16 protein-coding genes are annotated in these 20,625 nt (G+C 58.6%); 10 read left to right on the top strand and 6 right to left on the bottom strand.

Going from position 1 to position 20,625, the window contains the following annotated elements:
* Positions 1 to 17: 17 nt before the first annotated feature.
* From gcvT to SIB72_RS03795, 7 genes are all read left to right on the top strand, one after another.
* Positions 18 to 1,112 carry a glycine cleavage system aminomethyltransferase GcvT gene (gene gcvT, locus SIB72_RS03765; protein WP_413744644.1) on the top strand — a complete coding sequence of 365 codons (1,095 nt, stop codon included), beginning with the start codon at positions 18 to 20 and terminating at the stop codon, positions 1,110 to 1,112.
* Between the two features lie 60 nt (positions 1,113 to 1,172).
* Positions 1,173 to 3,008 (top strand): aspartate--tRNA ligase, encoded by a 1,836-nt coding sequence (aspS, locus tag SIB72_RS03770; protein ID WP_413744645.1) that lies wholly within the window; start codon positions 1,173 to 1,175, stop codon positions 3,006 to 3,008.
* A 79-nt stretch (positions 3,009 to 3,087) separates the two neighbouring features.
* Complete coding sequence (locus SIB72_RS03775) at positions 3,088 to 4,230, top strand: RNA polymerase sigma factor, RpoD/SigA family (protein ID WP_371410853.1); 1,143 nt, start codon at positions 3,088 to 3,090, stop codon at positions 4,228 to 4,230.
* Between the two features lie 9 nt (positions 4,231 to 4,239).
* Positions 4,240 to 4,722, top strand: a complete 483-nt coding sequence (locus SIB72_RS03780; RefSeq protein WP_413744646.1) for a Dps family protein — start codon at positions 4,240 to 4,242, stop codon at positions 4,720 to 4,722.
* 121 nt (positions 4,723 to 4,843) lie between these two features.
* Entirely contained in the window at positions 4,844 to 6,508 is a 1,665-nt protein-coding gene (locus SIB72_RS03785) for a CTP synthase (protein ID WP_115119160.1), read from the top strand.
* Positions 6,505 to 7,113: a 7-carboxy-7-deazaguanine synthase QueE gene (locus tag SIB72_RS03790; RefSeq protein WP_413744647.1), complete on the top strand. Its 609-nt coding sequence runs from the start codon at positions 6,505 to 6,507 to the stop codon at positions 7,111 to 7,113. Before SIB72_RS03785 ends, SIB72_RS03790 begins: the two co-directional genes overlap by 4 nt.
* Positions 7,114 to 7,453: 340 nt before the next feature.
* The gene (locus tag SIB72_RS03795) at positions 7,454 to 11,389 is read left to right on the top strand and encodes a S8 family serine peptidase (protein WP_413744648.1); all 3,936 of its coding nucleotides are present in this window, start codon (positions 7,454 to 7,456) and stop codon (positions 11,387 to 11,389) included.
* A 7-nt stretch (positions 11,390 to 11,396) separates the two neighbouring features.
* Here the strand turns inward: SIB72_RS03795 and SIB72_RS03800 are convergent, their stop codons facing one another.
* Positions 11,397 to 11,963 (bottom strand): ecotin family protein, encoded by a 567-nt coding sequence (locus SIB72_RS03800; protein ID WP_413744649.1) that lies wholly within the window; start codon positions 11,961 to 11,963, stop codon positions 11,397 to 11,399.
* 27 nt (positions 11,964 to 11,990) lie between these two features.
* Between SIB72_RS03800 and queC the strand changes: the two genes are divergently transcribed.
* From queC to SIB72_RS03815, 3 genes are all read left to right on the top strand, one after another.
* Positions 11,991 to 12,668 carry a 7-cyano-7-deazaguanine synthase QueC gene (gene queC / locus SIB72_RS03805; RefSeq protein ID WP_413744650.1) on the top strand — a complete coding sequence of 226 codons (678 nt, stop codon included), beginning with the start codon at positions 11,991 to 11,993 and terminating at the stop codon, positions 12,666 to 12,668.
* A 95-nt stretch (positions 12,669 to 12,763) separates the two neighbouring features.
* On the top strand, positions 12,764 to 14,056 hold the full coding sequence (locus SIB72_RS03810; RefSeq protein WP_413745034.1) for an anthranilate synthase component I family protein: 1,293 nt from the start codon (positions 12,764 to 12,766) through the stop codon (positions 14,054 to 14,056).
* Positions 14,053 to 14,877, top strand: a complete 825-nt coding sequence (locus SIB72_RS03815) for an aminotransferase class IV (RefSeq protein WP_413744651.1) — start codon at positions 14,053 to 14,055, stop codon at positions 14,875 to 14,877. The genes SIB72_RS03810 and SIB72_RS03815 overlap by 4 nt, the downstream gene beginning before the upstream one ends.
* Positions 14,878 to 15,076: 199 nt before the next feature.
* Here SIB72_RS03815 and urtA read toward each other — a convergent pair whose 3' ends face one another.
* From urtA to SIB72_RS03840, 5 genes are all read right to left on the bottom strand, one after another.
* Positions 15,077 to 16,384 carry an urea ABC transporter substrate-binding protein gene (urtA, locus tag SIB72_RS03820; protein ID WP_413745035.1) on the bottom strand — a complete coding sequence of 436 codons (1,308 nt, stop codon included), beginning with the start codon at positions 16,382 to 16,384 and terminating at the stop codon, positions 15,077 to 15,079.
* A gap of 255 nt (positions 16,385 to 16,639) precedes the next feature.
* Positions 16,640 to 17,350: an urea ABC transporter ATP-binding subunit UrtE gene (gene urtE, locus SIB72_RS03825; RefSeq protein WP_413744652.1), complete on the bottom strand. Its 711-nt coding sequence runs from the start codon at positions 17,348 to 17,350 to the stop codon at positions 16,640 to 16,642.
* Positions 17,347 to 18,102: an urea ABC transporter ATP-binding protein UrtD gene (gene urtD, locus SIB72_RS03830; protein ID WP_413744653.1), complete on the bottom strand. Its 756-nt coding sequence runs from the start codon at positions 18,100 to 18,102 to the stop codon at positions 17,347 to 17,349. The genes urtE and urtD overlap by 4 nt, the downstream gene beginning before the upstream one ends.
* A complete protein-coding gene (urtC, locus tag SIB72_RS03835; protein ID WP_413744654.1) occupies positions 18,099 to 19,376 on the bottom strand; it encodes an urea ABC transporter permease subunit UrtC in 1,278 nt (425 codons plus the stop codon). Before urtC ends, urtD begins: the two co-directional genes overlap by 4 nt.
* Positions 19,377 to 19,379: 3 nt before the next feature.
* Positions 19,380 to 20,534, bottom strand: coding sequence for an ABC transporter permease subunit (locus SIB72_RS03840; protein WP_115119168.1), 1,155 nt, complete (start codon positions 20,532 to 20,534; stop codon positions 19,380 to 19,382).
* Positions 20,535 to 20,625: the final 91 nt, after the last annotated feature.

Raw genomic sequence — 20,625 nt, forward strand, 5'->3', positions numbered from 1 at the left:
CATCTCTGCAGCGCCCCGTGACCGACCTTCAGCGCACCCCTCTTCATGACCTCTGCCGCGAAGCGGGAGGTCGCATGGTGCCCTTCGCGGGATGGGACATGGCCGTGCAGTTCTCTGGGCTGATCAGCGAACACGCGGCCGTGCGCCACAACGTGGGGATGTTCGACATCTCGCATATGGGCGTGGTGCGGCTGGAAGGTGCCAACCCCAAGGATGCTCTGCAAAAACTGGTGCCCACCGATCTGCATCGCATCGGTCCCGGCCAGGCTTGCTACACGGTTCTGCTCAATCAGACCGGCGGCATCCTCGATGATCTGATCATCTATGACATGGGCGACAGCACCCTGCTGGCCGTGATCAATGCTGCCTGCGCCGAGAACGACCAGGCCTGGCTGGAGCAGCAGCTGAGCGGAAGTGGCATCACCATCACGGATGCCAAAGGCGATGGCGTGCTGTTGGCCCTGCAAGGCCCAAGTGCCCAGTCCGTGCTCGAACAACTGAGCGGCTCCAGCCTTACGGAATTGCCCCGATTCGGACAGCGGATGCTGACCCTGCCAGATCTGCAGACCGATGTGCTGGTGGCCCGCACCGGCTACACCGGCGAAGACGGCTTTGAACTGCTGCTGCCTCGTGAGGCAGGGCGTCAACTCTGGAGCCGACTGTTGCAGGAAGGCGTTACACCCTGCGGCCTCGGCGCCCGAGACAGCCTGCGGCTGGAAGCAGCCATGCATCTTTACGGTCAAGACATGGACACCACCACCAGCCCCCTGGAGGCGGGGCTGGGATGGCTGGTGCACCTAGAAAATCCGGTGGACTTCATCGGCCGTGAGGCCCTCGAGCAAGAGGTGGAGCAAGGCAGCACCCGCCGGCTGGTGGGCCTGCGCCTGGAGGGCCGGGCCATTCCCCGCCACGACTACCCGATTTTCGATGGCGAGGAACGAGTGGGCCAAGTGAGTAGCGGCGGCTGGTCGCCCACCCTGGAGGCCGGAATCGGCCTCGGCTACGTGCCACGGGCTTTCGCCAAACCGGGCACAAAGCTCGCAGTGGAGATCCGCGGCAAACGCCATCCCGCCACGGTGGTCAAACGGCCGTTTTATCGACGCCCGGCCTGAAAGGAATCGCCAGGCAGGTCCTGTGGGAAACTCGCTTCTCATTCCCTCCCGACAGCTTCCATGCGCAGCAACGGATGCGGCGACCTGCGCAAGCAGCAAATCGATGAGCAGGTGCAGCTCTGCGGCTGGGTGGATCGGCGACGTGACCACGGTGGAGTGATCTTCATCGACCTGCGCGACCGCAGCGGCACTGTTCAGATCACCGTGGACCCCGACTTGGGTGCTGAGGCCTTTGCCGTGGCGGAGCACCTACGCAGCGAGACCGTGCTGCAGGTGAAAGGCAAGGTGCGGGCCCGACCGGACGAATCTCTAAACGAACGACTCGCCACTGGAGCGGTGGAAGTACTGGCCAGCACCATCACCGTGCTCAACGGCGTCAAGGGCAATCTGCCATTCCCCGTCTCGATCCACGACGAAGAGAACACGCGCGAGGAACTGAGGCTGCGTCACCGCTATCTGGATCTGCGCCGCAAGCGCATGAACGACAACCTGCGCCTGCGCGCCCAAACGATCCAGACCGCGCGCCGCTTCCTGGAGGACGAGGGCTTCATTGAGGTCGAGACTCCCGTGCTCACCCGGTCCACCCCTGAAGGCGCCCGCGACTACATCCTCCCCAGCCGCGTCTGCGGTGGTGAATGGTTCGCATTGCCCCAGTCTCCTCAGCTGTTCAAACAGCTGCTGATGGTGGGAGGCCTCGAGAAGTACTACCAAGTGGCGCGCTGCTTCCGCGATGAAGACCTGCGCGCTGACCGCCAGCCGGAATTCACCCAGCTGGATATGGAAATGAGCTTCATGGATCAAGAGCAGATCCTGGACCTCAACGAGCGGCTGATCTGCACCATCTGGAAGACCGCGAAGGGGATCGATTTGCCACGCCCCTTCCCCCGCATGACCTGGCACGACGCCATGGAGCGCTACGGCACCGACCGTCCCGACACCCGCTACGGCATGGAGCTCACCAACGTGAGCGACATCGTCAAGGACATGGGCTTCAAAGTGTTCAGCGGTGCCGTCAAGGCCGGTGGATCGGTGAAATGCATCGCCGTGCCCGAAGGCAATGACGCCGTTTCAAACGTGCGCATCAAACCCGGAGGTGATGTGTTCAGCGAGGCCCAGCAGGCGGGTGCCGGTGGCCTGGCCTTCATCCGTGTCCGAGACAGTGGCGAGATCGACACCATCGGCGCCATCAAAGACAACCTCAGCGAGGAACAGACCAAGGAGCTCCTCAGCCGCACCGGCGCCGAACCTGGCACCCTGCTGCTCTTCGGTGCTGGCGACACCGCCACCGTGAACAAAGCCCTCGACCGGGTGCGTCAATACCTCGCCAGAGAACTGGGGATGGTCAAGGCCGACCAAGAGAACGACCAGTGGAATTTCCTCTGGGTGGTCGATTTCCCGATGTTCGAATTCAACAGCGACGAGAACCGCTACGAAGCACTGCACCATCCCTTCTGCGCCCCCAACACCACCGATCTGGGCAGCGATGAGGCGATGTGGGCCGACACCCTGCCAAACGCCCGGGCCCAGGCGTACGACCTGGTGCTCAACGGCCTCGAGCTGGGGGGCGGCTCCCTGCGGATTCACGACTCCTCCCTGCAACGCCAGGTGCTGCAGACCGTGGGCCTGCCCCTGGCGGAAGCCGAGGAGCAGTTCGGCTTCCTGATCGAAGCGCTCGACATGGGAGCCCCGCCGCATGGCGGCCTGGCCTTCGGGCTCGACCGCATGGTGATGCTTCTGGCCGGGGAGGAATCGATCCGCGACACGATCGCCTTCCCCAAAACCCAGCAGGCACGCTGCCTCATGACTGCCGCTCCCGCCAAAGTGGCGGACCAACAGCTGGAAGACCTGCATGTGGCCAGCACCTGGGTAGATCCCAACGCGGACGATGACGCCTGAGAGGACGGTCAGCGAACCGGAATAGATTCCGTTCATTCCGAACTGCTGCAGCCGGATCGCTGAACCCTGAGGGCAGTTCATGGGGTGCCCTTTGGCCACCGGTTCGCGATCGACGGGTCCCTCCCGCGTCCGCACTGGCAGCGGCAACGACCTCCTGCGCCTGTATCTGCAGGACATCGGAAGGGTTGACCTGCTTACCAATGAGGAAGAGGTGCTCCTGGCTCGTCAGGTGCGGCACCGAGAAACCCTGCTGAAGGAAGAACGAGCTCTCGCTAGTGAGTACCCCCCGGTACAACGGCTGCTTGAGCTGGAACAACTGCAACAACGGGAAGCCAATCACATCTGTCACTGGCCAACCAAACAGGAATGGGCCAAAGCCGCAGGCCTCACGCCGGAAGAACTGACCACGGTGCTGCGTGAGGGCTATGGCATCTGGTCAGACCACAGCGAACTCGAAAGCCGGGAACTGCAGAAACGCCTGCGTGAAGGACGCAGGGCTCGCGATCGGATGATCCAGGCCAACCTGCGCCTGGTGGTGACGGTGGCCAAGAAATATCAGCAGCGAGGCCTGGAACTGCTTGACCTGGTGCAGGAAGGCACCCTGGGGCTGGAACGAGCGGTGGAAAAATTCGACCCCACCCGCGGCTTCCGCTTCAGCACCTACGCCTACTGGTGGATTCGCCAGGGCATCACACGAGCCATCGCCACCCAGAGCCGAACGATCCGACTGCCGGTGCACGTCACCGAGAAGCTGAACCGCATCAAAAAAGTGCAGCAGGAGATCGCCGCCAATGAGGGACGGATCGCCTCGATGAGCGACCTGGCACGCGAACTGGGGCTGAGTGAAGAAACCGTGCGCCTCACCCTGATGCGGGTACCGCGTTCGGTGTCGCTCGAGACCCGAGTGGGCAAGGACCAGGACACCCAGCTCGGGGATCTGCTGGAAGACGGCCATGCCACCCCAGAGCAGCAACTCACCCGAGACTCCCTGCACAACGACCTTGAGGAGCTGTTGGAAGAACTGACCGCCCGGGAGGCGGAGGTGATCCGGCGCCGCTTCGGGCTGGAAGACGACACTCCTCGCACCCTGGCGGAGATCGGCGAAGGCATGGCCCTGTCGCGCGAACGGGTGCGGCAGATCGAAACTCGAGCGCTGCTCAAGCTGCGCCAGCCTCAGCGCCGCATCAAGGTGCGTGAATACATCCTTGGCCTGGAATCCTGAGCTGCAGCAATGACCACCCCCCCTGGGATCGACATCGGTATTCCCACAGCCCAGCGCGAAGAGATTGCCGCAGGGCTGGCGCGCCTGCTGGCTGACACCTACGTGCTCTACGGCAAAACCCATGGTTTCCACTGGAACGTGACCGGGCCGATGTTCAACACGCTCCATCTGATGTTCATGGAGCAATACACCGAGCTCTGGAACGCCCTGGATGTGATCGCCGAACGGATCCGTGCCCTCGGTGTGGTGGCACCCCACGGCGGCAGCACATTGGCCACACTGGCCTCGATTGAGGAAGCCCAGCAGCAGCCTGCAGCCCTAGCAATGGTGCAGGAATTAATGAGCGGCCATGAAGCGGTCGCAAGAACGGCACGGAGCCTGTTTCCCCTGGTCGATGCGGCCGGCGACGAACCCACTGCTGATCTGCTCACCCAACGGCTGCAAATCCATGAAAAAACCGCCTGGATGCTGCGTAGCCTGCTGGAGAGCTGATCCGAACGACGCAGTCACGGACGCAATCACGTCGGATCAAACCAGCTGAAGTCTCAAAAGAGCGCTGGGGCCCTCGATCATTGGAGAGCACTCGGTACATTGAAGAAACGCCCAGGGAGCTATGGCCAAATTCGTCTTCGTCACCGGTGGAGTGGTTTCCAGCATCGGGAAGGGGATTGTGGCCGCCAGCCTCGGTCGGCTGCTCAAAGCCCGGGGGTACAGCGTCTCGATCCTGAAGCTCGATCCCTATCTGAATGTGGATCCGGGCACGATGAGCCCCTTCCAACACGGTGAGGTGTTCGTCACCGAAGACGGGGCCGAAACCGACCTCGACCTAGGCCATTACGAACGCTTCACCGACACGGCCATGTCACGCCTCAACAGCGTGACCACAGGATCGATCTATCAGTCGGTGATTAACAAAGAGCGCCGCGGTGACTACAACGGCGGCACGGTGCAGGTGATCCCGCATATCACTGGCGAAATCCGGGATCGCATCCACCGGGTGGCCGCCAACAGCAACGCCGACGTCGTGATCACCGAGATCGGTGGCACCGTGGGCGACATCGAGTCGCTGCCCTTCCTGGAGGCCATCCGTGAATTCCGCGGCGATGTGGGCCGCCATGACCTGGCCTACATCCACGTCACCCTGCTGCCGTACATCGGCACCTCCGGAGAACTCAAAACCAAGCCGACCCAGCACTCGGTGAAAGAGCTGCGTTCGATCGGCATCCAACCAGACGTGCTGGTGTGCCGCAGCGACCGAGACATCAACGACGATCTCAAGCGCAAAATCGGCGGCTTCTGTGGTGTCACGCAACGGGCGGTGATTCCCTCTCTAGATGCCGACAGCATCTATGCCGTGCCCCTCACCCTCGAAGAGGAAGGACTCTGCCGTGAAGTGCTGGATGTGCTGCAGCTCCAGGATCATGAGAGCGACATGACCGGCTGGGCCCAGCTCGTGCACAAACTGCGCAACCCCGGTCCCACTGTGAAGGTCGCCCTGGTGGGCAAATACGTGCAGCTCAACGACGCCTACCTGTCGGTGGTGGAGGCGCTGCGTCATGCCTGCTTGGCGCAGGATGCCTCTCTTGATTTGCACTGGGTCTGCGCCGAGCAAATCGAAACCGATGGTGCCGACACTCTGCTCAAGGGCATGGATGCAGTAGTGGTACCAGGAGGCTTTGGCAACCGCGGCGTCGATGGCAAGGTGGCCGCGATCCGCTGGGCCCGCGAGCAGAGGGTGCCCTTCCTGGGCCTTTGCTTGGGAATGCAGACAGCTGTGATCGAGTGGGCTCGCAATCAGGCCGGCCTCTCTGGTGCCTCCAGTGCCGAGCTCGATGCCGAGAGTCCCCATCCCGTGATCCACCTCCTACCCGAACAGCAAGACGTGGTGGACCTCGGTGGCACCATGCGCCTGGGGGTCTACCCCTGCCGGATCGCCGAGGGGTCAATGGCGGAACGCCTCTATGCCGATGAAGTGGTGTATGAACGCCACCGCCATCGCTACGAGTTCAACAACGCCTACCGCAACCTCTTCATCGAATCGGGCTACCGCATCAGCGGCACCTCACCGGACGGACGACTGGTTGAGCTGATCGAACTACCAGGCCATCCCTTCTTCACAGCCTGCCAGTACCACCCGGAATTCCTGTCCAGGCCAGGCCGGCCCCATCCCCTCTTCCGCGGCCTGATCGAAGCGGCACAACAACGGTTGCCCAGCAGCCCTAGCGAAGCAATTCGTCAGCAGCAGAAAAGCCAAGCTCAACTCAACGTCGGCCCATGAGCCACCACCTGCCGGTGGTGGAAACTTTCCACTCGCTCCAAGGGGAAGGGATGCATGCCGGCAGAAGCGCCTTCTTTATTCGCCTCGCCGGCTGCACTGTGGGCTGCAGCTGGTGCGATACCAAACACTCCTGGCCGATGGAGTCACACCCCGAGCAGAGCGTGACAACACTGGCTGCGGAAGCTGCCGCGGCTGCACAAGCCGGTGCTGCCTTCGTGGTGATCACCGGAGGTGAGCCCCTGCACCACAACCTCGATGCCCTCACCCAATCGATAAGAGCCGCCTGCAGCCTGCCTGTGCACATCGAAACAAGCGGCGTGGATCCGATCAGTGGCTCACCCGACTGGATCACCCTCTCGCCCAAACGGCATCAACCGCCTCGTGCCGAACTGCTCGCGGCTTGCCATGAGCTCAAGGTGGTGGTGCATGAAGCCAACGATCTGCTCTTTGCCGATGTGGCCGCCGCCCAGGCACCCCAGGCCAGCTGGTTGGTGCAACCGGGCTGGCAAAGCCCGGAAGGACAGCAATTGGCGATTCACTATGCCCAGAGCCATGCGCACTGGCGCCTCAGCCTTCAGAGCCACAAGTGGCTGCAAGTGCGCTGAGAAGCATGCTGAGGCCGAAAGATAAGCCAAGCATCTGAGCGCAAGCCACTCCAGAGCGCTATCAGGCAATTCTCAGGCAATGCACGCAACCCACTCAGGATTGAGCCGGCTGTGTGGTGAAAACTATGAGTTAGACATGAATCAACAATGAATCGTGAATGAGCTCACGTCACATTCAGCCAAATTTAAACGAGTCAAAATGTCACTTCAAATCATAAAAGTGCATATGGGAAGGAATACACAAGATTCCTTCAGCATCCATAGGAATCCTCACCAAAACAACGGCTAAACTTGGTAGTGCTGAGAAAGCGCTGACCGGACAACCACCCAGGCAGCTTCCATGGACAACCTGTTTGATCTCCTCAGCCAGCTCTGGCATCGGCAGAAAAGTCAGCATGTCCTTGATCAGTCGCAACTGAAGCCTCCTGGAGACCTGATCAGCCAAACGAGCAAGGGTGGTGCTACGCATGAGCACTTCGTTTTCTTTGATCAAGCTGACAGCAGCAGTCTGAGTGAACGCTCTGCAGCCACACTGAATTCAGCAGGGATCGAAGCCAGGCCAACGCAGCACTTTGATGCCATCAATGGCTTCAGCATTCAGCTGACGCCGTTCCAGGCCGAAACACTTCGCCAAAGCCCTGGAATCGGCAGTGTCGAAGCAGACCGTCCGATGCCGCTGATGCCTCCCGTGGAGGTGAGTCCAGCTGAGCCCAGAGGCTTCCAGAATTCGTTTCCTACAGTCCAAAAGCCCTCGACAGAAGCGTTTGACACCAACAGGCCACTAGAACTGAGTCTGGAGCGTTTTTGGGTCGAGAACCGAGTTGACCAGAGCGAAGAGCAAGCAAGACAAGAACAAACAAGCTCCATCTCCGCTTTGCCGGTTTACGGCAACGGCACGGCCAGCACGGGTGAAGTCCTCCCCTATGGGGTAAAGGCCGTCTGGAGAGGCCAAGACATCTCCACTAAAGGCAATGCCGGCAATGGCACCTATGCCTTCGTGATCGATTCAGGTGTGCTGAATACCACCGGCGATCTGAAGATCAATACCAGTTGGTCGAAAAGCTGGATCAGTGGTGAGAGTGCTTTCACCGATGGCAACGGCCATGGCACCCACGTTGCCGGCACGATTGCAGCACTCGCCAACGGTAAGGGCGTCGTCGGCGTCGCCCCGGGCGCTGAGGTGATTTCGCTAAAGGTCTTCAACAGCAGCGGTGGCGGTGCCAGCTACACCACAATCATTAGCGCGATCAATCATGCTGTCAATGTCATTAACAGCAACGGCCTCGACAAGACCAAGACTGTCATCAACATGAGCCTTGGCGGAGGCTTCAGTTCGGGCCTTGATGCCGCCGTCAAAAATGCCGCCGATCAGGGAATCAAATTTGCGATTGCAGCAGGAAATAGCGGTGCTGATGCGGATGGTTATTCACCTGCCAGTGCTGGTGATCACGCCAATGTGTACACCGTTTCTGCGGTCGATAACACATACAGAATGCCTAGTTTCTCTAACTGGGATGACCCCAGCGGAGGGGACGATGTGGATGTTGCGGCGCCGGGCGTCAGCGTGCTGTCGTACTACCGCGGTGGGAATCTTTCCTATCTAAGCGGCACATCAATGGCCGCACCCCACGTAGCAGGTTTGCTGCTCATGGGTGGAGTGAAAGCAGGAGACATGGTGACGGCCAACGGGGCAGGCCATAGTGATCCTTTTGCCTTGGCCTCCAATGGTCAACCACCTTCACCACCACCGGCACCAATCAAACCTCCGAAGGGTGGGTTAAACGACGATTTCAAAGGAGGCCAGACCGCAAGCTTCTGGTCTTCAATCAGCCTTGGCTCCATCAACAGCAACTTCACAGGGCGCACAGATTCGTTGTTTTTCTCGGGTACAGGCACCCGTTCAGCAACCACGAAGGCAATTGATCTCGATCAAGGTGCCACGATCAGCTTTGATCTTGTTTACGGCACTGATTACAACGGCGGAGAACAAGTCGATGCTGGCGAAGAGATAGTGCTGGAGTATTCCAGTGATGGCAGCAGCTGGAAGGAACTACAGACTTATGCCATCACAGATAGCACACGTAGCTGGGGCAGCCATACCGCCAACCTCTCCGAGAATTTTGCAACTGACAGCACCCAGCTGCGCTGGCGCCAGAAAACCCATTCAAGTAGCAACTGGGATCAGTGGGCTATTGACAATATCAACATCAAGGAAACCGATTTAGAAGTCATCGAATCCAACGGCAACGTCCATCTCCACAAAGACTCATCCGGCATGGGCTGGGTCAAGCTCGCCGATGGCTCCTTTGATGACATCACAGCAGGCGGGCAACGCAAAGGGGAAAACTCCTATTTCGGCTGGAGCCAACGCGCCGCTGAAACCATTAACGGCGTCAACACTCTCATCTGGACCAACACTGACGGACGCATGTCCGAATGGACTCTCGATTCCAACTGGAATCTCTCCAACTACGCCATCCACTCCAACGGCTCAGAAGGCTTCAGCAACGCTGAACTTGCCTTCAATCAAGATTTCAATAACGACAAACTCATCGGCCGCAACACCACTGCCGTCGAATCCAACGGCAACGTCCATCTCCACAAAGACTCCGCTGGCATGGGTTGGGTCAAGCTCGCCGATGGTTCCTTTGATGACATCACAGCAGGCGGGCAACGCAAAGGAGAAGGCTCCTACCAAGGCTGGAGTCAACGCGCTGCTGAATCCATTAACGGCACCAACAAACTCATTTGGACCCACGTCAGTGGCGCCATGTCCGAATGGACTCTCGATTCCAACTGGAATCTCTCCAGCTACGCCATTCACTCCAACGGCTCAGAAGGCTTCAGCAACGCTGAACTTGCCTTCAATCAAGATTTCAATAACGACAAACTCATCGGCCGCAACACCACTGCCGTCGAATCCAACGGCAACGTCCATCTCCACAAAGACTCCGCTGGCATGGGTTGGGTCAAGCTCGCCGATGGTTCCTTTGATGACATCACAGCAGGCGGGCAACGCAAAGGAGAAGGCTCCTACCAAGGCTGGAGTCAACGCGCTGCTGAATCCATTAACGGCACCAACAAACTCATTTGGACCCACGTCAGTGGCGCCATGTCCGAATGGACTCTCGATTCCAACTGGAATCTCTCCAGCTACGCCATTCACTCCAACGGCTCAGAAGGCTTCAGCAACGCTGAACTTGCCTTCAATCAAGATTTCAATAACGACAAACTCATCGGCCGCAACACCACTGCCGTCGAATCCAACGGCAACGTCCATCTCCACAAAGACTCCGCTGGCATGGGTTGGGTCAAGCTCGCCGATGGTTCCTTTGATGACATCACAGCAGGCGGGCAACGCAAAGGAGAAGGCTCCTACCAAGGCTGGAGTCAACGCGCTGCTGAATCCATTAACGGCACCAACAAACTCATTTGGACCCACGTCAGTGGCGCCATGTCCGAATGGACTCTCGATTCCAACTGGAATCTCTCCAGCTACGCCATTCACTCCAACGGCTCAGAAGGCTTCAGCAACGCTGAACTTGCCTTCAATCAAGATTTCAATAACGACAAACTCATCGGCCGCAACACCACTGCCGTCGAATCCAACGGCAACGTCCATCTCCACAAAGACTCCGCTGGCATGGGTTGGGTCAAGCTCGCCGATGGTTCCTTTGATGACATCACAGCAGGCGGGCAACGCAAAGGAGAAGGCTCCTACCAAGGCTGGAGTCAACGCGCTGCTGAATCCATTAACGGCACCAACAAACTCATTTGGACCCACGTCAGTGGCGCCATGTCCGAATGGACTCTCGATTCCAACTGGAATCTCTCCAGCTACGCCATTCACTCCAACGGCTCAGAAGGCTTCAGCAACGCTGAACTTGCCTTCAATCAAGATTTCAATAACGACAAACTCATCGGCCGCAACACCACTGCCGTCGAATCCAACGGCAACGTCCATCTCCACAAAGACTCCGCTGGCATGGGTTGGGTCAAGCTCGCCGATGGTTCCTTTGATGACATCACAGCAGGCGGGCAACGCAAAGGAGAAGGCTCCTACCAAGGCTGGAGTCAACGCGCTGCTGAATCCATTAACGGCACCAACAAACTCATTTGGACCCACGTCAGTGGCGCCATGTCCGAATGGACTCTCGATTCCAACTGGAATCTCTCCAGCTACGCCATTCACTCCAACGGCTCAGAAGGCTTCAGCAACGCTGAACTTGCCTTCAATCAAGATTTCAATAACGACAACATTATTGGCAATTTCTGACCAACAATCATTCCAACATCACTCCTAACAGCTGTTTCGTCTCCGCCTTCCACACCCTCCAGCGCAGCTTCACGCCCTCGGGGAGGTCCACCACGATTGGCCAAGAGGCGTTGTAAGGCACTAGGTAAGGCTGCTTCCCCAAAGTGAGAAAACTGCGCTTGTGGGGCTCGTCAGATGCACACAACTTGCGGGTGCTCATCACCACCAGAGGTCCATTCAAAACAAATAGCGCTTTACCCACAGCCTGGGGCAAACGCTTCATCGTCAAAGCCGGCCCAGACAACCAGGTGTTGTTGCAGCCCAACTCCACCTCTTTACCGACGATCAATTGCACCCGCCAATCGATCGGATGGGATGAAATCAAAGGATCCGAACTCTGCGGCAAGAGACCCGAGGGTTGGATCACCCAGCGCTGAAGCCCTGCTGCCGGTGCGGGGTAACCACTCAGATCAAGTCTGGGGATCGCATGCACCGGTCCCGCTGCACCCAGACAAAGCATGGTCAGCACAGCTGCCGATCGAGCAGCCCTCAATCCACCAACAGCCGAAAACAGGTTGAACAGACCCTTGGCCATGACCCATGCGGCAACAGAATGCCCAGCATGACCGATTCAACCGTGATTGCCCTGCTCTCCGGTGGCCTTGATTCCGCCACCGCTGCGGCCCTGGCCCTGGAAGCTGGGCACCGGGTGATCGGCCTCTCCTTTGATTACGGCCAACGCCATCGACGCGAACTGGAAGCAGCAGCAGCCTTAGTGACCACCCTCGGCCTGGCGGAGCACCACACCATTGAGGTGAACCTCGCCAGCTGGGGAGGTTCCTCCCTCACCGACGCACAACAAACCATCCCCACCGAAGGCGTGGAGGAAGGGGTGATCCCAAGCACCTATGTACCGGGTCGCAACACGGTGTTCATCAGCATCGGCCTCAGCCTGGCGGAAGCACGCGGCGCCGATCGCATCGTCCTCGGCGTGAATGCGGTCGACTACTCCGGTTACCCCGACTGCCGGCCCGACTACCTGGCTGCCTTTCAAACTCTGGCCAATCTGAGCAGCAAGGTGGGCCGCGAAGGCCATGGCCCTCAACTATGGGCCCCTCTGGTCACCTGGAGCAAACAACGGATCGTGGAGGAAGCCCTCCGCCTCAATGTGCCAATTGAACAGACCTGGAGTTGCTACACCGGCGGCGAGCAACCCTGCGGCGTGTGCGATAGCTGCAGAATCCGCGATCAAGCCCTGCGCGCTGCAGGCCGTCCCGATCTCTGCAGTTCAGGACGTTGACGTATCCCGCCGCTCACAGTGCTGGCTCGCAATCTGGTGCACCGGCGACGCGTCAAACGTTGCCGTGGCTGGAGCCGAACCAGGTGGCCAATGCCATGACAGCTCAGTGGGGAGAAGCGGGCTTCATCTGGCTCGATGGCGACGGCAGCGCCCGCGGCCGCTGGATCACCCTTGGTGCCGATCCGGTGGAGCAGCACTGCTGCCGGGGACTACCCGGTGAAAACGGCGCTTCCAATCCCTTTGATGTGCTGCGCCAACTCTCACCGGGGCACTGGACAGGTTGGCTCAGCTACGACGCCGCCGCCTGGAGCGAAGCCGCCAACCCCTGGCGCGGCGATGCCATGGCCAGCCTCTGGATCGCACGCCATGACCCAGTGCTGCGCTTTGATCTACAGCAACAACAGGTCTGGCTGGAGGGGGTCAACCCGCAACGCCTCAAGGCGATGCAGCAATGGTGGAACGCACTGATCGTCACCACGTCGACGACAAGCGAGACGATCACAACAGCAGCAGCGAAGGCCGATGCCCAAGGAAGCCAAACCCCACTCAATACCCGTTGGAAGCGAGAGACGAACCGCAACGACTATGCCGCCGGAGTCGAGCGAATACGCACGCTGATCGCGAATGGTGATCTCTTCCAAGCCAACCTCACAGCCTGCGCCTCCAGTCCGATCACTGCCGAAATCACCAATCTGGATCTCTTCCAGAGACTACGCGCCCGCTGCCCGGCTCCCTTCGCGGGCCTCGTGGTGGCTGACGGCGACGCCAGCGGCGAAGTCTTGCTCTCCACCTCGCCTGAACGCTTCCTCGAGGTGCAAAGCAATGGGCAGGTGGAAACCCGGCCGATCAAAGGCACGCGCCCCCGCGATAGCAATCCCGAGCAAGATGCCGCCAACGCTGCTGAACTGATGTGCAGCAGCAAAGACCGAGCCGAGAACGTGATGATCGTGGACCTGCTCCGTAACGACCTGGGCCGTGTTTGCATCCCTGGTTCGGTGCAAGTGCCCCAGCTGGTTGGCCTGGAAAGCTATGCCCGTGTGCATCACCTCACCTCAGTGGTGACCGGACAATTACGCGAAAGCACCAGCTGGGTGGATCTGCTGGAGGCGAGCTGGCCCGGAGGATCGATCAGCGGTGCACCCAAACTGCGGGCCTGCCAACGCATCGCCGAGCTGGAACCCAGTGGCCGAGGGCCCTACTGCGGATCCTTGCTACGGATCGACTGGGACGGCCGCTTCGACAGCAACATCCTCATCCGTACCGTGCTTCGTAAAGACGACCAGCTGCGGGTGCACGCCGGCTGCGGCATCGTCGCTGACTCTGACCCTGAAGCGGAAGCTGACGAACTCGACTGGAAACTGCTGCCGTTGCTGGAGGCTCTGGCATGAACGAAACCATCGCCTGGATCAATGACCGCTGGGGGCAGCCCACGGAACTGAGCCTTCCTCTCAGCGACCGGGGCCTGCAGCTGGGCGATGGCGTCTTTGAAACCGTATTGGTACGCAACGGACAACCCCAACTTCTCCAAGCACACCACCAGCGCTGGTGCGATGGAGCAACAGTCCTGGGGATGGCCCCACCGCCAACCCTGGAAGTGCTTCGACCTCTCATTGCAGAAGCGGTTCAACGCAGCTGCAGCGATGGCGCGCTGCGTCTGAACTGGAGCCGCGATGGTGCCGGAGCACGGGGAATCCAAGTACCACTTGACGAGCCAGATCCCAGCGAGCACCGCTTCTGGTTCAGCCTCGGCCCTCACACACCAACCTTCAACACCGAAAGCACCTGGATCAGTCGTCATGAACGGCGCAACGCCAACAGCCGTCTGAGCCATTGCAAAACCTTTGCCTACGGCCAGGCAATTCAGGCCCGCCAGGAAGCGATTCTTGCAGGTGCCGACGAAGGCCTACTACTCAGCACCACCGGGGAGCTCTGCTGCGGCAGCACTGCCAACCTGCTGGTGCTGCGCCAGGGCCAGTGGCTGACACCACCCCTGAGCAGCGGCTGCCTACCGGGAGTGATGCGCCAGCAACTGCTGGAGCTGGGCATCGCCCGTGAACAACACATCGACCCCACACCTCAACCAGGTGACAAGTGGCTTCTCATCAATAGCCTTGATTGCCGCGTAGTCAGTGAAGTGAACCACCAGGCCCTCTCAACAGCCGTGGAGGCCAAGGAGCTTTGGGCCGAACTCCTAACAACTGACCATTAGAAGCCAATCAATCAACACGTCATCGGACGTGCACCACAAGGCCAATGCCTTCAGCTACACCGAGCCTATGGGCACGGCTTTACGCAGCCTTCAAAAGCAGTGACAAGGCTCTCTGAAACGAAACATTCAGAACAACCACGAATGGAGGAGCCCGGAAACGAGCTCCTCCATCAGGAACGATCAGGCTGTGATCAAAGGATCAGAGCTTGTACCTCTCGCCCTTGGAAGCGTCGGTCCAATCGCAGGCATAACCCTTGGAAAAAGAGACGAATTGATTCCAAGCCTGAGGAGAGACAGGACCATTGGTCGCCGCGATGATCTCGAATTGACCATCACTGCTGATCTGTCCAATCCGCACAGTCTGGGAGAGGTGGTGGTTTGGCATCACCTTCACAGGACCCTGAGGAGCATCAAACTCGATGCCAATCAGAGCTTCACGCACCTTGTCGTCGTCAAAGCTATTGGCCTTCTCCACAGCAGCCTTCCAAAGGTGGACCATGTTGTAAGCCGACTCCTGAGGGTCAGCGACCATACGATCAGCGCCATACCGAGCCTTGAAATCAGCAACGAATTTTTTGGAGGCTGGGGTATCGATCGACATCATGTAGTTCCAAGCACCGTAGTGACCCTCAAGGAACTCGGAACCAATGACACTGATCTCTTCTTCCGCGATCGAATAGCTCATCACGTAATAACCATTGGCAGGCGTGATGCCGGCGTCCTGGATCTGCTTGAAGAAGGCAACATTCTGATCGCCATTCAGAGTATTGATGATCACACCACCATCAGGCAATGCCTTCTTAATCTTCGCAATAATCGGCGCCACTTCAGTATTACCTAGGGGGAGATAATCCTCTCCAACAACACTGCCACCAAGGGAGTTCAGCTGCGCCTTGGTGATGGTATTGGAAGTGCGAGGAAAAACATAGTCAGAACCCACAAGGAAAAAGGGCTTTCCTGCTGCTGGGGAGTCCTTGAACATGAAAGAGGTTGCAGGCTCAGACTGCTGGTTTGGGGTCGCACCGGCGTAGAAGATGTTGCTGGAACACTCCTGACCTTCATACTGAATCGGGTAATAGAGGAAGGCATTCTTCGCTTCGTAAACCGGCAACATGCTTTTACGACTTGCTGAAGTCCAGCCACCAAAAACAACAGGGACTTTGTCCTCATCGATCAGCTTCTTGGATTTCTCAGCGAAGGTAGGCCAATCGGAAGCTCCATCCTCAATAATGTATTCGATCTTGTACTTCTTACCTTCAACCTGAATACCACCGGAGACATTAATCTCATCGATTGCCATCTTCTCTGCGTCCACCAAGGTGGACTCCGAGATGGCCATGGTTCCCGTTAAAGAATGAAGAATCCCGACAGTGACAACATTAGCTTGCGAAGGCAGATCAAGGTCGGGAGGTGTTTCAACGTCTGGAGTCCAAGCCTCTTTAGGAGTACGAGAGACGGGCGACTCCCGCACTCCATTCAAGATCAGAAGCAAAAACCCAGCACTCATAAAACAGACAGGTAATGCCAATAACCCTGCCAACAGCCAACGCAAACGTAAAGGCCGCTCCGAAGCAATCACCTGTTTAGATTTAGAGCCTGAAGACGACGACTTGCCTTCAAACGAATCTAGAAAAGCATTCGCTTCATTAGATATATCTTTCCATTGATCTTCTCCCGAAGAGCCAGCAGAGCTAGTCTTGCGATCCATTTATTGCATTAAAATTGCGATTTTAATGCAAAGACTGGTCTTTATGGTTTTTTATCAAACACTAAGAAACTGATCCACCACCGCCTGACTGAGCTCACTGGTGGGTCCGCTGGCGACAATTCCGCCCCGCTGCATCGCGTAATAGCGGTCGGCCTGACGCACGAAATGGAGATGCTGCTCCACCAGCAGCACACCAATCCCGGTCTCAGCGATAATCCGTCGCACCGCCGCCTCAATATCCTGCACGATGTTGGGCTGAATGCCTTCCGTGGGCTCATCAAGAAGCAGCAATTTTGGTCGACCCAGGAGTGCCCGAGCGATCGCGAGCTGCTGCTGCTGACCACCGCTGAGATCCCCACCTTTGCGAGGCAAAAACTCTTGCAGGACTGGGAAGAGTTCATACACGAAGGGATCAATGCGGCGATGGCGCGCCAATCCCCCAGGCAAAGCCTCCATCCCCAGCTTCAGGTTCTCCTCGACCGTGAGCTGCGGGATGATCTCGCGACCCTGGGGTACATAGCCAATTCCCGCCCGCGCCCGGGAATGGGGTGGTTGCCGATCAAGCCCAGCGCCGTTGAAGACAAGCTCGCCACGACGGGGCCGCAGCAGACCGATTAATGACTTCAGCAACGTGGTTTTACCCACACCGTTGCGCCCGATCAGGCAGACCATTTCACCCGCTTTCACAGTGAGATCCACATCCCGGAGGATGTGGCTCTCGCCGTAGTAGGTGTTCAAGCCACGGATCTCTAGAAGCGTTGTCATCCGTTCTCCTCCTCGGTCGTGCCGAGATAAACCTCAATCACGCGTGGATCAGCCTGCACCTGATCCATCGTTCCCTCGCAGAGCACATGGCCCTGGTGCAGCACCGTCACCGGACTCTCAAGCCGACGGATGAACTCCATGTCGTGCTCAATCACCAGCACGGTGTGATCACCGGCCAACGACTTGAGCAGATCGGCAGTGAGATCCGTTTCCTCATCGGTGAGACCCGCCACCGGTTCATCCACCAGCAACAGATCAGGATCCTGACCGACCAGCATCGCGATCTCGAGCCACTGCTTCTGGCCATGGGACAAGGAACCCGCAGCCCAATCAGCCCGGTTCTGCAAATTGACGATGCTCATGAGGTGATGCACCTGATCCCGTTGCCCAGCTGTGAGACGTTGGAACAGCAGCGACCAGGGCTGCTTCGGACGACTCACCGCCAGGGCCAGATTCTCCTGCACACTCAGCTTCTCGAACACCCTTGGGCTCTGGAACTTGCGACCAATGCCCAGACGGGCGATGCGGTGCTCCGGACGTCCCAACAGTGAGCGTCCTTTGAACACCACGTCGCCATCCGTTGGCGCGGTCTTGCCAGTAATCACGTCAAGGAACGTGGTCTTACCGGCTCCGTTCGGCCCGATCACTGCACGGAGTTCACCGGGCTGCAAACCGAGGTTGAGATCTCGAAGCGCCAAAAAGCCGTCAAAGCTGACGGTGATCTGACGCAATTCCAACAGGGCTGAACTCATGGCTGCACCTCCACCTGACCTTCAAGTTCGAGACGGGGATAGGTACCAATGCGGCGCACGATCCCAACACTGTTGAGCGCATGACCGCAACCGATCAGCCAGTTCCCCAGCGTGTTGATCCCTAGAGAGTTGAGCCATGGAAACGCAGTGCTTTGACGGATCAACGCATTGCCCCAACGGATCAACCAGTTCCCCAGAGTGTTGAGGCAATAACCCAGACGGTTGAGCCAGTTGCCAGGGCCTTCGCCGCGGAACCAACCAATCACGCCTTCTGGCAGCGCCGTCACCACAAGGATGAACAAACCACCCTGAATGAACAGCCAGCTCTCCGGCAGCGCCTCACTCACGAGGCTCTTGGCGAAGTTGATCACCACAGCTCCGAGAATCGCCCCGACCAGGGTTCCACGACCGCCAACCGCAACCCAAATGACCATGTCAATCGACATGGGTACTTCCATGAACTGGGGTGAAGCACTTCCCGATTGAACGGTGTAGAGGGCACCGCCGATCCCGGCCAGTGCCCCAGCCAGTCCAAACACAAGCGTCTTGAACAACGTGGGGTTGTAGCCGGCGAAACGCAGTCGCGGCTCATCGTCGCGGATCGCGATCAACACATCGCCGAAACGACCGCGCACCACCCAACGCAACAGCGCCCAGATCAGGATCACCACTACAGCGGTGACCCAAAAGAACCATCGCTGCATCAAGTCGGAGCCGACGTACTGACCAAACAATTTGGTCGCAGGGGTCTGCAGACCGTTGGTGCCGTTAATCAGCTTCTGCTGGCCGTTGAAAAAGTTGTAGAAGACCAGCAATGCGGCCTGGGTCAGGATCGAAAAGTAGACCCCTTTGATCCGATTGCGGAACACGAGTCCACCCAAGACGCCAGCCAGAACCCCAGGGATCAGCCAGATCGCCACAAGGGTGAACCAAGGCGACGCGAAGGGATGCCAAAAGAACGGCAGCTCTTTGACGCCATAAAGACCAAAAAACTCAGGAATGCCGTTGGGCAGATCACCGGCATTACTGAGCTGCAGGTACATCGCCACGGCATAGCCGCCCAGGGCGAAAAAGATGCCCTGCCCCAGGCTGAGCAGACCAGTAAATCCCCAGATCAGATCGATGCCGAGGGCCACGATCGCCAGGGAAAGAAAACGACCCAGAAGGTTGAGCCTGAACACCGGAAGAATCGCTGGTGCAGCAACAATCGCGGCAACGATCAGCACCCAGAGGCAGACCAGAAGCCAGCGTCGTTGTTGTAAGGATTGGAACATGGCTCAGGCCTCCACCATGCGGCCCTTCTGCGGGAAGAGACCCGCGGGACGGAACTGCAGGAAGACGACGATCAGGGCAAAGACCATCACCTGAGCCATGCTCGTCGTGGCAAAGAACTCGACCGCACTGGCCAACGGTGCCGGCATATCAGGCCAAACAGACAGCAGCCGACCTGCACCAATCAGGTCCGTGAGAACACCAATGGCAAAGGACGCCAGAACGGTGCCATACAAATTGCCCACCCCGCCAAGAACCACAACCATGAAGCAGCCGACGATGTAGGAACCACCAACGTTCGGACCCACCGAACCGAGCAACGAGACGGCCACACCGGCCACACCGGCCAGACCGGAGCCAATGCCGAATGTGAGCACATCAACTGTTTCGGTTGGGATGCCGAGGCAATCGCTCATCGATCTGTTCTGGGTGACGGCACGGATGCGCATGCCCCAGACACTGCGATTCAAAAACCAACTGACTCCCACGACCGCCATCACCGTCATCACGATGATCACCAGCCGGGGAACTGGGAAGGTCATGTCGGCCATCTCCAGACCACCTCGCATCCACTGCGGTGCCGTGACATCAACATTGCGAGCATCTGCACGGGCAATTCGGTCGATCTGTGAGGCCAAACCTCCAGCAAGGCAGACACCCAAAAAGGCGGAGAAGGCCCAGGAGCCCAATCGGATCAACCGCGCACGCGCTCCCGCGAACCAGCCGGAAGGAAGCAAAAGGGGCAAACCAAATCCAGACACAAGCGCCAGGATCAGACCGGCGGCATAGGCCATCGGCACGCTGCGTACGAACTGCTGCAAGATCAAACTGACGCCCCAGGTCGCCAGCAGCGTCTCCAGCGGACTGCCATAAAGGCGACGGATCACGGTGCGTTCCAAAAGGATGCCGACCACACCACTGACGACAAAGGCCAGCGGAATGGCGACGAGCACATAGCAGTTGTAAAGGGGTTGCAGCGCAGGCAGCTTGAAGATCAGCTGCACCACATAGGTGGTGTAGGCACCGAGCATGATGAGCTCGCCATGGGCGAGGTTGATCACACCCATCAGGCCAAACACGATCGCCAGTCCAAGTGCAGCCATCAGCAAGACCGAGCCGATGGCGACACCGTTGAACAGGCTTTCAAAAAGCAGTTGCACGGAAGTCGGGACTGAAGCAGTCAGTGGAACGACAAAAAGAGGAGTCCCTAAAGGGACTCCTCCACAAACAATTCAGCAATCAAAAAGAGAT

It is taken from the genome of Synechococcus sp. MIT S9451 (assembly GCF_047304725.1).
Classification (GTDB): domain Bacteria; phylum Cyanobacteriota; class Cyanobacteriia; order PCC-6307; family Cyanobiaceae; genus Synechococcus_C.